The sequence below is a fragment of the Mycobacterium celatum genome (assembly GCF_002101595.1).
In the GTDB taxonomy this organism is placed as follows: Bacteria; Actinomycetota; Actinomycetes; order Mycobacteriales; family Mycobacteriaceae; genus Mycobacterium; species Mycobacterium celatum.
The window spans coordinates 1-13,992 of record NZ_LQOM01000047.1 but is presented as its reverse complement, the minus strand read 5'-3'; the positions used below and the strand labels follow the sequence as shown (position 1 = coordinate 13,992).

At 69.0% G+C, this 13,992-nt stretch carries 2 protein-coding genes; both read right to left on the bottom strand.

The genetic code is table 11. The features are described from left to right. Nucleotides 1-2 precede the first annotated feature (2 nt). Nucleotides 3-959, bottom strand: a complete 957-nt coding sequence (locus AWB95_RS20335; protein WP_084707051.1) for a TauD/TfdA family dioxygenase — start codon at nucleotides 957-959, stop codon at nucleotides 3-5. 16 nt (nucleotides 960-975) lie between these two features. Next, on the bottom strand, nucleotides 976-13,992 hold a 13,017-nt coding region (locus tag AWB95_RS20330), incomplete at its 5' end, for a non-ribosomal peptide synthetase (protein WP_085168572.1).

Genomic DNA, 13,992 nt, shown 5'->3' with positions numbered 1-13,992 from the left:
CTTTACGCAGACACGGCGTCGGGCGGCCAGGGGTCGGCCATCCCGACCAGGATGCGCCGGTTCCCGGTGAACGGCCTGCGCCCGTGCGCGACGAGCATGTTGTCGACGAACAACAAATCGCCCTGCTGCCAGGGGAAAGTTCGGGTGTGGGCGCGGTATGCCTGGGCGATTTCCTGCAGCACTGATTCGGGCACGGTCTCCCCGTCGCCGTAGGTCGTGTTGTAGGGCAGGCCTTCCACGCCGACGGAATCGATGAGCACCTCGCGTATCTCGGGATCCAGCGAGAACGGGTTGAAGAACAACCCGTGGTTGAACCACACCGGTTCTCCCGTGGTGGGGTGTTCGTGGATCGCCGGGCGTAGGTAGGTAACCGTCAGCGAATCGTCGGCGCCCCATTCGACGTCCATCGCGTTTTCCCGGCAGTAGGCCTCCACCTGATCCCGGTCGCCCGACCCGAACACGTCCTGCCAACTGAACCCGAGTAGCCCGAAGTGCCGTCGGTACCGCCACCCGCGCTCGGCGAACTCGTCGCGGATTGCCGCCGGAATCGCGGCAAGCACCTCGCGGCAGTCCGCGAGCGGCGTCTCCCCGCCCGTGTCGGCCGGTGTCACGCAGCAGAAGTACAGCTTCTGCGGCCACGACGTGCAGTGGGAGTTCTCGTTGTGCAACGGGATAACTTCTTTGGGCGGATACTCCGTCGAGGTGAAGATGTTATCCCCGACCGCAGTCCTGGGGGTGGCACGCTCGCGGTAGCTGGCCCACTCCGTGGAGGTCGCCTCGATGCAGCTGCGCAGTGCCTCGGGGCTGTCCACCCCGAAGCCGCGAAACAGCAGGGCACCGCTGTCGCGCAACGCCGGTTCCCAGGTCTCACGGTTGTCGGTGAGCCATCGCAGCAGATCCTGCCCGATGTGCTCCGCGCGCATGACGCGCGGCAGGGTCCGTGTCTGCGTCTCGCTCACGCTGCATCCTCCTTGGTCAGATCAATCCGAGCAGTTGCAAGTCGGTGACGTATTTGACGATGACGGGCGCGGAAACGTGCGGAATGTCGTTGTCAGGACCGACTTTCGCTTCTTGCACGGCGGCGCGGAACCGGTCGGCGGGAGCCAGCGGACCGTTGGTCGGCTCCGGCGGCTGCACGTCCGTGGAATTGCGCACCACGGACTGCACCATCTGCAGCACCGAGTGCTCGCGCTGCCGTTCGGGCAGGTTTCGCAGAGCGGTCTCGAAGCGCCGCAACCACTCCCCGAAGTCGGCGACGCGCTCGATCGGGTAACCGGCTTCGATCAGCCAGTCGACGTACTCGTCGAGCCCGATCCCGTCGTCGTGCGGGTTCATCACGTGGTAGGTCTCGAAGCCGTCGAACACCTGGGCGCCCAGGGTGGCGATCGCCTCGGCGACGAACCCGACGGGCAGCCCGTCGAAGTGCGCGCGTTGCCGGTTGCCGTCGGCGTCGAGCCGGTAGAACGAGGTGGGCGCGATGCCGGTGGCGACCAGGCTCAGCGCCATCCGGCTGAACAGGTCGGCGACGTTGAGCTGACCGGCGTAGGTGGGGTCGGCCAGGATCATGTCGCAGCGGAACACCGCGACCGGCAGCCCGCACAGATCGTTGGCCTCCCGCAGCAGCACCTCGCCGGCCCACTTGCTGTTGCCGTACCCGTTGGCGCGCGTGTCGTCGATGGTGCGGGTGGGGCTGACGACCCGGATGTCGGCGTCCTCGGTGAACTTGCCGGGCTCGATCTGGTCGCCCACGTTGGCGGTCGACACGTACGTGTACGGCTTCATCTTCGTGGTCAGCGCGAGCCGGATCAGCTCGGCGGTGCCCACGACGTTGGGCCCGAACAGCTCGCTATACGGCAGGACACCGCTGACCAGTGCCGCGGGGTCGACGATCAGATCGACGGTGTCGGCCAGCCGCTGCCAGGTGCGCTCGTCCAGGCCGAGGTCGGCCTCGTCCTTGTCGCCGGCGATGACTTCCAGATGGTCCTCGGCCAGTTCCTGGTAGTGCAGCAGCAGCTCGGGGTCGCCTTGAGGGTCGCCGCAGCCGAAGGTCTTGTCGAGTCGAGCCCTCGCATCTTCATCAGATTTAGCCCGGACCAGGCAGATCAGCGTGCCGTCGACCAACTCCATGCGCTCGAGCCATTCCAGGGCCAGGTAGCGGCCCAGGAAACCGGTCGCCCCGGTCAGCAGGACCGTCCGCACCTCGGGGCTGGGGCCGGGCAGCGCGGGGGCAGCGGCCAGCGTGGCGGCGTCGATGAACTTGTCCAGCGTCAGGTCGCGGGCGTGCACCTCGGTGACGTTCGCGGAGCCGTGCACGGAGGCAAAGCTGGGCCCGTTGGCCTTGGGCTTGCGCACCAGCACCCGGCTCAGGGTGCTCACGGACGGCGCGTCGAACAGGGCACGCACGGTGAGGTGAATGTCGAAGGCTTTGTTGATCGCGGCGATCACCCGCACCGCGGACATCGAGTCCCCACCCAGGTCGAAGAACGAGTCGTCGACGCCCACGCGTTCGAGTCCGAGCGCCTCGGCGTAAATGCCGGCCACAATTTCCTCGATGGCGTTGGACGGGGGCCGGTAATGCTCGCCGTCGAGGTATTCCGGCGCGGGCAGGGCGCGGGTGTCGAGTTTGCCGTTGGGTGTCAACGGCATTGCGTCGAGTGCGACGACGGCGGCCGGCACCATGTAGGCCGGCAGCCGCTCGGCCAGTTGAGTGCGCAGCCCGGCAGTGTCGGCGGTGCCGGTCACATAGCCCACCAGACGCTTGTCGCCGGCGCGGTCCTCGCGGGCGATCACCACCGCCTGCTCGACCCCGTCCAAAGCGGTTAGGGCGGCCTGGATTTCACCGAGCTCGATGCGATACCCGCGGACCTTGACCTGCTCGTCGGCCCGGCCCAGATAATCCAGCTGCCCGTCGGCGCGCCAGCGCACCAAGTCCCCGGTGCGATACATCCGGGAGCCGGACTCGCCGAACGGGCAGGCCACAAACCGCGACCCGGTCAATCCGGCGCGGCCGACATAGCCATACGAGATGCCGCGGCCGGCCACGTACAACTCGCCGACCACGCCGGCCGGCGCCGGCCGCAACGACCCGTCGAGGACGAACAACGCCGCCCCGGGCACCGGCGAGCCGATCGGCGGCGCGCCGGATCCCGCTGCCAGCGGCGCGCTGATCGCCACGCACATCGTGGTCTCGGTCGGGCCGTAGGCGTTGACCATCACCCGCCCCGGCGCCCAACGGTCCACCACCTCGGCCGGACACGCCTCACCGACCGTCGCCAGCGCCACCGACTCCAACCCCTCCGGGGCAAGGGCTTTGACCGCCGACGGGGTTTGGGTCAGCATGCTGACCCGTTCGGTGACCAGCAGGTCGTGGAAGTCCTCAGGCGAAGCCACCACCGACTCGGGCACCACCACCACCCGGCCACCGCGCAGCAGCGCACCGAAGATCTCCCACACCGACACGTCGAACGCCAGCGAGTGCGAGTGCGACCACACTCCCGCCGCCGGCAGGCCGGCATCCAGGGATCCCAGTAGCTGGGTGACGTTGCGGTGGCTGATGGCGACGCCTTTGGGCACCCCAGTGGTACCCGAGGTGTAGATCAGGTAGGCGATGGCGTCGGGATCCGGCAGCGGCAGTGCCGTATTCGGTTGGGCGCCAACGTCGTTGACGTCGACGACCGTCACGTCGAACCCGTCGAGCCGGCCGGCCAGATCGGCCGTGGTGATCACCACGGCAGGTGCGGCGTCGTCGAGCATGAACCCGATCCGGGCCGCCGGCATCACCGGGTCGATCGGCAGATAGGCAGCCCCGCTCTTCAGTACCGCCAGGATTGCCACGATCGCCTCGACCGACCGGGTGAACATCAATCCGACGCATGCAGCCGGACCGATACCCTGCCCAATCAGCAAGTGCACCAAGCGGTTTGACGCCTCGTCGAGTTCGCGATAGGTCATCGTGCCACCCGCGCCGCTGATCGCCACCGCCTCCGGCGCGCGGGTCACCTGCGCGGCGAACAACTCCGGGACCGACACGGCAGTCGCAGGCTGGGAGAGCACCGCCCGGTTACCCCAGCCGTGCAGCCGGGTCTGCTCGGTCTCGTCGACCAGATCCACCGACGACAACCGCCGCCCCGGATCGGCGGTCATCGCCGCCAACACCCGCTCGAACCGCCAGATCAGCGACTCGATGCTGGCCGCGTCGAACACGTCGGTGCGAAATTCGACCGCCCCGCTGATCCCGGCCGGCTCACCGGCGTCGGTCCAGCGTTCGGCCAGAGAGAACGTCAGGTCCATCCGCGCGGTGTCGGCGTTCGTCGGCAGCGGCGTGACCTCCAGGTCACCCAGCGCCAGCCCGGCGTCGGCGCCACCGGCATGCCAGGGCAGGTTCTGCCAGGCCAACGACACCTGGACCAGCGGATGATGGGTAAGGCTTCGGGTCGGGTTGAGCCGCTCGACAAGCGCCTCGAAAGGCACGTCCTGATGCTCGTAGGCGGCCAGGCTGCGCCGCCTCACCCGGGCCAGCAGTTCGGCGACGGTCGGATCGCCGGTCAGGTCGACACGCAGCACCAAGGTGTTGACGAAAAAGCCCACCAAGTCGTCGAGCGCCGCGTCGCGCCGCCCGGCGATCGGGAACCCGACGGCCACATCACTGGTGGCGCAGATCTTCGACAGCAGCGCCGCAAAGGCGGCCTGGATGACCATGAAGCTGGTCGCATTGTGCTCGCGGGCCACCGCACGCACCCGCTGCTGAAGCTCGGCCGGCCAGTCCACCAGCGCGATCGCGCCGCGCTGATCGGCAACCGGCGGGTAAGGCCGATCGGTCGGCAGCTGCAGCTGCTCAGGCATCCCGGCCAGAGTGTCCTCCCAGTAGGCCAGCTGCGCGGCCAGCGGGCCGTCGGTGTCGTCGAGATCACCGAACTGCGCGCGCTGCCACAGCGTGTAGTCGGCGTACTGCACGGGCAGCGGCGCCCACGCGGGCGCCCGTCCCGCCCGCCGGCTGGCATAGGCCACGCCGAGGTCACGCACCAGCGGAGTGATCGACCAGCCGTCGGCGGCGATGTGGTGCACGACGGCCACCAGCACGTGCTCGTGTTCGGCGATACGGAAAAGCCTTGCCACGAACGGGATCTCGGTTGCCAAATCAAACGGGTGACGCGCCGCGGCTTCCATGGCCTCACTCAGCCGGTCCGCCGGCCAGCCGCCGGCATCGATGACCTGCCAGTCCAGGTCGATTTGCTCGGCGGGCACCACCAGCTGCTGAGGTATCCCGTCGGGCGCCGCGAACCGCGTGCGCAGGGTTTCGTGGCGGCCCACCACGTCGGCGAGCGCCGCGCCGAATGCATCGGCATCCAGCGGCCCGCGCAGCCGCAAGGCGGCCGACATGTTGTACACCGGGGACGGCCCGTGCAACTGGTCCAGGAACCACAACCGGCTCTGCGCGTACGACAACGGAATCACCGCCGGGCGCTCCACCGCCACCAACGGCTCGAGCCGGCCCTCGTCGCCACCGATCCGCAGCGCCAACTCGGCGATCGTCGGCGCCTCGAACACCGTGCGCACCGACAGGCGGACGTTCAGGCTGGAGTTGATCGTGGCGACCATCCGCATCGCGGACAGCGAATCCCCGCCCAGGTCGAAGAACGACTGGTCCACGCCGACGTGCTCGACACCCAGGACCCGACCGTAAATGCTCGCCAAGATCTCCTCGACCGCGTTGGCCGGGGCGCGGTGACGATCGGTGTCCAGATACTCCGGCGCCGGCAACGCGCGAATGTCGAGTTTGCCGTTGACCGTCCGCGGCAGCTGCTCAAGCGCCACCACCGCGGCAGGGACCATGTAGTCGGGCAACCGGTCGGCCAGCTGGCCGCGCAGCACGACCGGGTCTGCCGTCCCGGTCACATAACCCACCAGGCGCTTGTCGCCGGGGCGGTCTTCGCGGGCGATCACCGCCGCCTGCTCCACACCGTCGCAATTGGCCAGTGCCACTTGGATTTCGCCGAGTTCGATGCGGTACCCGCGGATCTTGACCTGCTCGTCGGCGCGGCCCAGATAGTCCAGCTGGCCGTCGTCGCGCCAGCGCACCAGATCGCCGGTGCGATACATCCGTGTTCCGGGGCTTCCGAACGGGCAGGCCACGAACCGCGATGCGGTCAAGCCCGTTCGGTCCAGATAGCCGCACGCGACTCCGCGGCCGGCCACGTACAACTCGCCGACGATACCGGTCGGCACCGGCCGCAACCACCCGTCGAGTACGAACAACGCGGCCTCCGGCACCGGTGAGCCGATCGGGGGCGTACCCGAGCCCGGCGTCAGCGGCGCACTGACGGTCACGTCCACCGTGGTCTCGGTGGGACCGTAGGCATTGATCATCACCCGCCCGGGCGCCCACCGGTCGACTAGCTCGGCCGGGCAGGCCTCGCCGCCGACCAGCAATGCCGCCGATCCCAAGCCCTCGGGCGACAGCACCGCCACCGCAGACGGGGTTTGGCTGACGACGTCGACGTGTTCGGTGACCAGCAGATCGTGGAAGTCGTCCGGCGAGCGTGTCACCGACTCGGGCACCACGATAAGTCGTCCGCCGTGCAGCAGCGCACCCCAGATTTCCCGGACCGAGGCGTCGAAAACGTAGGAGTGCCACTGCGTCGAAACCTTCGCCGGTCCCGGCGCGGTCATGCTCGCATCCAGTGCCGCCATCAGCTGCGTGACGTTGTGATGGGTAATTGCAACGCCTTTGGGCACACCGGTGGTGCCCGAGGTGTAGATGACGTAGGCGATGTCGTCGGGAGCCGGCGTCGGCGGAGCGGTGGTCGGATAGGTCTGGATTCGAGCGTCGGCGACGTCGATGACCGCCATGTCTGCGCCGTCGAGTCGCCCGGCGAGCTCGGCGGTGGTGACCGCGGCGTTCGGCGCGGCGTCGCCGAGCATGAACCCGATCCGCGCCGCGGGCAGCGCCGGGTCGATCGGCAGGTACGCCGCGCCGGTCTTGAGCACCGCCAGCATCGCCACGATCGCCTCGGCCGACCGGGAAAACAGCAGTGCCACACGCTGTCCCGGGCCCGCACCCTGCTCGGTCAACAAGTGCGCCAAGCGGTTCGCGGCCTCGTCGAGCTCGCGGTAGGTCATCGTGCGGCCTTCGCAGCACAGCGCCACCGTGTCCGGGGTGCGCGCCACCTGGGCGGCAAACAGCTCAGGAACCGACGCTCCGGTCGCGGGCCGAGTCAGCACCGCCCGGTTACCCCAGCCGTCCAACCGGGCGTGCTCGTCGGCGTCGAGCAGATCCATCAACGACAGTGCCCGCGTGGGGTTCTCGGTCATAGCCACCAACACTCGCTGCAACCGACCGAGCAACGCCTCGATGCTGTTCGGGTCGAACACGTCGGTGTCGAATTGGACGCGCAGCCCGAGTTCGCGGCCCGGCATGGCCCGGATCGCGATCGGATAGTGGTTGTAGTCGCGGCTGGTGATCTCGGTGACGGCCAGTTCGTAGTCCCCGGACAGCGCGGCCGCGTCCAGGGGGTAGTTTTCGTAGCCCAGCAGGGTGTCGAACATCTGCTCCTGGCCGGTGACCCGGTGGATCTCGCTGAGCGCCAGGTGCTCGTGGTCGATCGTGTGGTTGTGGGCGCGTTGCAGTTGGTCCAGCAGGTCGGCGGCGCTGGTTGTCCCGGTGATGCGGGCCCGTACCGGCACCGTGTTGATGAACAGGCCCACCATCGACTCCGCACCGGCGACATCGGCGGGCCGGCCCGCGACCGTGGTGCCGAAGGCGACGTCGTGCTGACCCGTCAGCGAGCAGAGCAGTTGCGCCCATGCTGCTTGCAGCACGACGTTGACGGTGGTGTGGCAGGAGCGTGCCAGCTCGCTGACGGCCCGCGTGGTGTCCTCGGCGATCTGGAACGACTTGACGCCCCGAGTGCCCAGCTCCAACCGTTGCGCGGGCCCGACCAGTGTGGGGGTGTCGAAGTCGGCGAACACGTCACGCCATGCGGCGCGCGCGGCGTCGAGGTCACGGCCGGCCAGCCAGGTAAGGAAGCTGCGATACGGCGCGGGTGCAGGCAGCGGCTGGCCGTAGTAGCAAACGAACATCTCCCGCAGCAGGATCTGTATCGACCAGCCGTCGAGCACGATGTGGTGATTGGTCAGCACGAACCGGTGCCGATCTTCTGCGGTGCGGACCAGCGCCGCCCGGAACACCGGACCGCCGTGCACTTCGCATACCGCGGCGCGCTCGGCGGCGCGCAGCTGGTCCATATTGTCCTCGACATCGCCGCCGTCCAGCTCGACATAGCGCCACGGCGCAACGGGATTCGCGGGGATGACCTGCACCGGCTCGTCGAACTCGTCGCAGAATCGCGCAACCAGGTTGGGATGCCGGTTGACCACCGTTTGCAGGGACTCGTGCAGCCGGTGCGGGTCGAGCGGGCCGACGATGGTGAAATCCAGCTGCAGCGCGTAGACGTCGTCGTCGCTGTGGTGCCCGGTGCTCGCGTGGAAGAGCAGGCCGTGCTGCACCGGGGTCAGCGGCAACAGGTCGGCGATGTCGTATTGCCGCTGCAGCAGGTCGATCTGCTGCTGGGTTACCGGCGCCGGTGCGACGTCCGACGGGGTCAGCCCGCCGCCGCCGGCTCGCACATGGGCGCAGATGCCATCCAGGGCCTGCAGCCACAGGCCGCTGAGTTCGCCGATCGCTTCCTGGTCGAGAGCCGAAGGCGCCCAACGCCAGTCGGCGTGCAGCCGGGGGCCGCCATCGGTGTCGAGCGTGCCGGCGTTGAGCTCCACGGTGTGGGCCAACGGCATCGGTATCGCCGCGCTGGCGCCGATGGACGACAACGCGTCCTGGCAGGGCAGCCAGCTCTCCCCGACCATGTCGCCGGCGGAGTTCAGGCGGCCCAGGTAGTTGAACCCGATCGGCGGATCCGACCCGTCCAGGTCGACGTCGTCGTTCAGATAGCGAAGCACGCCATAGCTCAACGGGTGTGGCAGGGCGCGAAGCTGCTCTTTGGCGTCCTTGATCAGTGCCCCCAGTGCCGTCTCACCGGCCGCGACCTGGGCCCAGGACAGCCCGCCGACCGTTAGCGACACCGGGTATTTGGTGGTGAACCACCCCACCGTGCGCGATAGGTCGACGTCGGCGCCCAGCTCTTCGTGACGCCCGTGGCCTTCCACATCGATGCCGATCGGCGCGCTGCCGTTGCCGACGAATTCCGCCACCGCCAAAGCCAGTGCGATCAAAAGGATTTCATGCACGCCGGCGTGAAACGCCGCCGACACATCGTCGAGCAGCATCTCGGTGGTGTCGGCATCGACCGACAGCGACAAATGTCCGGCGCTCTCGTAGGTGTCGACGTCCGGTCTGACCGCGGGCAGTGCGCTCGGGGCCGCCGCCACCTGCTTCCAGGCATCGGCTTGCTCCACCACGTCGGGCCGGTGCGCATACTCGGTGAGCAGCGATGCCCAGCGGGCGAACGAGGTTCCCCACGCCGGCAACGCTACCGGCTGCCCGCCACGGTGCTGGGCCCACGCAATGTTGAGGTCCTCCAACACGATTCGCCACGACACCGCATCGACGGCCAGGTGGTGAACGACCAGCGCGAGCCGACTGGTCGAGCTCACCCACAGCGCGCGCAGCATCACCCCGTCGGCGGGATTCAGCCGTGACCGCGCCTCGATCAACGCCTCGTCGGAGAGCACGTCCACGGTGCGCAGGCAGTCGCGGGCAGCGACCGACCCCGCCTCGGGCACGGTCAGGAACCCGTCACCCGCTTGGGCCCGCAGCATGGCGTGCCGATCCAGCAACGCCTGCACCAGCACTACGACGTCGGCTTCGGTGGTCCCCGCCGGGGCCTGCACCAGCATCGTCTGGTTGAACTGGTCCACCGGGCCGTCAATGCTGTTCAGCCAGCGCATGATTGGCGTCGCAGGCAGCCGCCCGATGCCCTCGTCGACCGGGCCGCCCTCGCCATCGGCGGTGGCGACCACCCCGGCCAGCCGGGCCACGGTCTGCTCGACGAAAACGTCGCGCGGCCGGCAGATCAAGCCCGCGGCACGTGCCCGCGCCGCCACTTGCATCGACGAAATGCTGTCCCCGCCAAGGTCGAAGAAGGAGTCGTCGACACCGACGCGCTCGAGCCCGAGCACCTGGGCGTAGATGCCGGCCAACACTTCCTCGACCGCGTTGCTCGGGGCGCGATACCGCCCGGCGCTGTATTCCGGCGCCGGCAGGGCGCGGATGTCGAGTTTGCCGTTGGGGGTCAACGGCATTGCGTCGAGTGGGACGACCGCCGCCGGAACCATGTAGGCCGGCAACCGTTCACCCAGCCGCGCGCGGAGCTCGACCGGGTCTGCGGTGCCGGTGACGTAGGCGACCAGCCGCTTGTCGCCCGGGCGGTCCTCGCGGGCGATCACCACCGCCTGCTCCACGCCGTCCAGCTTGGCCAGCGCCGCCTGGATTTCGCCGAGCTCGATGCGATAACCGCGGATCTTGACCTGCTCGTCGACGCGGCCCAGGTAGTCCAGCTGCCCGTCGGCGCGCCAGCGCACCAAGTCCCCCGTGCGATACATCCGTGTGCCCGATACTGCTGCACCGCCGAACGGGCAGGCGACAAACCGGGATGCGGTCAGCCCTGGCCGGCGCACGTAACCCGCTGCCACTCCGGCGCCGCCCACATACAGCTCGCCGACCACCCCGGCCGCCACCGGGCGCAGCCAGGCGTCGAGCACGAACAGTGCCGCCCCGGCAACCGGCGACCCGATCGGCGGCACGCCGGAGCCGACTGTCAGCGGCGCGCTGATCGCCACGCACATCGTGGTCTCGGTCGGGCCGTAGGCGTTGACCATCACCCGCCCGGGTGCCCATTGGTCCACCACCTCGGCCGGGCAGGCCTCGCCGACCGTCACCAGCGCCGCCGCGTCCAACGCCTCGGGGGAAAGCATCCGCACGGCCGACGGGGTCTGGGTGAGGACATCGACGTGCTCACCAGTCAGCAAGGCGCACAAGTCGTCTGGCGAGCCGGCCACCTCGTCGGGCACCACCACCACGCGCCCGCCGCGCAGCAGCGCGCCGAAGATCTCCCACACCGACACGTCGAATGCCAGCGAGTGGCCGTGCGACCACACGCCCGCCGCCGGTAGCCCCGCATCCAGCGAGGCGAGCAGCTGGGTGACGTTGCGGTGCGTCACTGCAACGCCTTTGGGCACCCCGGTGGTACCCGAGGTGTAGATCAGGTACGCGACGGAGTCCGGGCCGGGCGCCGGCAACGCGGTGCTCGGCTGGGCGTCGACACGCGGATCGTCGACGTCGACGACTGCCACATCAAACCCCTCGAGCCGGTCGGCCACCTCCGCAGTGGTGAGCACCGCCGCAGGCGCGGCGTCCTCGATCATGAAGCCGATCCGGGTCCGTGGGTGCTCGGGGTCGATCGGCAAGTACGCCGCCCCGGTCTTGAGCGCCGCCACGATCGCCACGACCGCCTCGACCGACCGCGACAACAACAGCCCCACACAGGCACCCGGAACCGCGCCGTGACCAATCATCAAGTGCGCCAGGCGATTAGCCGCCTCGTCGAGCTCGCGATAGGTCATCATGCGGCCTTGGCAGCTGATCGCCACCGCTTCGGGATGACGGTTTACCTGCTCGGCGAACAACTCGGGGACCGACGAGCCCGTCGCCGGCCGGGCCAGTGCGGCCTGGTTGCCCCAGCCGTTCAGCAGTGCGCGCTCACCGTCGGCGAGCAGATCCATCGCCGACAACCGCCGCCCCGGGTCGACGGTCATGGCCGCCAACACCCGCTGCAACCGGCCGACCAGCGCCTCGATGCCGGCCGCGTCGAAGACGTCGGTGTCGTATTCCAGGCGGAAGGCCAGTTCGTGGCCCGGCAGGGCTTGCATCGTCAGCGGGTAGTGGTTGTATTCGCGGCTGGTGAAGCCGGTGACGGCCAACTCGTGCTCGCCCGCCAATGCGCCGGTGTCGATCGGGTAGTTCTCGTAGGCGTAGATGGTGTCGAACAGTTGGTCTTTACCGGTGATGCGGTGAATCTCGTTGAGCGCCAAGTGCTGGTGCTCGAGTGTGTGGTTGTGGGCGTGTTGCAGTTGGTCGAGTAGCTCGGCGGTGGTGGTCGCCGCGGTGATGCGCGCCCGCACCGGGACGGTGTTGATGAACAGGCCGACCATCGAGTCCGCGCCGACCAGCTCGGTCGGCCGGCCCGAGACGGTGGTGCCGAAGGCGACATCGTGCTGGCCGGTCAGCCACATCAGCAGCTGCGCCCAAGCGGCCTGCAGCACCACGTTGACGGTGGTGTGGCAGGACCGTGCCAGCTCGTTGACCGCACGCGTGGTCTCCTCGGGCGCCTGGAACGACTTGACCCCCCGGGTACCCAGCCCCATCTTGTGCGCAGGGCCCACCAGCGTCGGGGTGTCAAAGCCGGCGAGCACGTCGCTCCACGCAGCGCGGGCAGCGTCGAGGTCACGATCGGCCAGCCAGGTGAGGAAGCTGCGATAGGACCCGGGCGCGGGCAGTCGCTGCCCGCTGAAGCCGGCGAAAATCTCCCGCAACAGCACGGGCAGGGACCAGCCGTCGGACACGATGTGGTGATTGGTCAGCACGAACCGGTGGCGATCGGGGGCGGTGCGGATCAACGCCGCCCGGAAGGCCGGCTGGCCGGCCAGATCGCAGACCGCGGCACGCTCGGCGGCGCACAGCTGCTGGACCCGGTCCTCGACGTCGACGCCGTCCAGCTCGACATAGCGCCACGGCGCGACGGGGTCGGCGGGGATGATCTGCACCGGCTCGTCGAACTGGTCGCAGAATCTGGCCACCAGGTTCGGATGCCGGTTGACCACCGTTTGCACCGCGTTGCGCAGACGATGACGATCGAGCGGACCGCTCAACGTGATCGCCAACTGCACCGCATACACGTCGTCGCTGCCTTGGGCGGTGCCGGCCAGGAACAGCAGACCCTGCTGCAGCGGGGTCAGCGGCAACACATCGGCGATCTGGTATTGCCGCTGCAGTTCGTCGATCTGCTGCTGAGTCAGTCGCGCGGGCGCGATGTCCGACGGTGTCAGCCCGCCGCCGCCGCCGCGCACGTGCGCGCAGATACCGGCCAGGGCCTCGAACCACAGGCTGCTCAGCCGGCCGACCTGTGTGCGGTCCAGCGCCGACGGCGCCCATCTCCAGTCGGCGTACAGCTGCGGGCCGGTGCCGGTGTCGACGGTGCCGGCATTGACCGCGACGGTGTGCACCAGCGGCATGGGAACGGCCGCGGCGACGCCGGCCAGTGCCCAACCGTCCGGGGAGATCCGCCACAAGTCGTCGAAGCCGTCGCCCGCCGTGGCGTCCAGCCGCCCCAGATAGTTGAACCCGATCAGCGGATCCGGCCCGGCCAGGTCGATGTCGGGGTTCAGATAGCGCAGCAGGCCGTAGGTCAACGGGTGCGGCAGGGCCCGCAGTTGCTCCTTGGCGTCCTTGATCAGCTCCCCCAGCGCGGCGTCACCCTCGGCCACCTGCGTCCAGTCCAGCCGGCCAACCGTCACCGACACCGGGTATTTGGTGGTGAACCAACCGACGGTGCGGGACAAGTCGACGTCGGGGCTCAGTTCCTCGTGACGGCCGTGACCTTCCACGTCGATGCCGATCGGCGCACTGTCGTCGCTCACAAACTCCGCAACCGCGAAAGCCAATGCGATCAACAGGATTTCGTGCACCCCGGCGTGAAACGCCGCCGACGCCTCGCCGAGCAGCATGGCGGTGGTCTCGGGATCCAGCGACACCGACAGGAGTCCCGCGCTTTCCAGCGTGTCCACGTCCGGACGCACCGCGGGCAGCGCGTTCGGGGCCGCCGCCACCTGCTTCCACGCCTCGGCCTGTTCCACCACGTCGGGGCGGTGCGCGTACTCGGTGAGCAGCGCCGCCCAGCGGGCAAACGACGTGCCCCACGGCGGCAACAGCACCGGCTGCCCGCCGCGGTGCTGGGCCCAGGCCGTGTTGAGGTCCTCCAACAG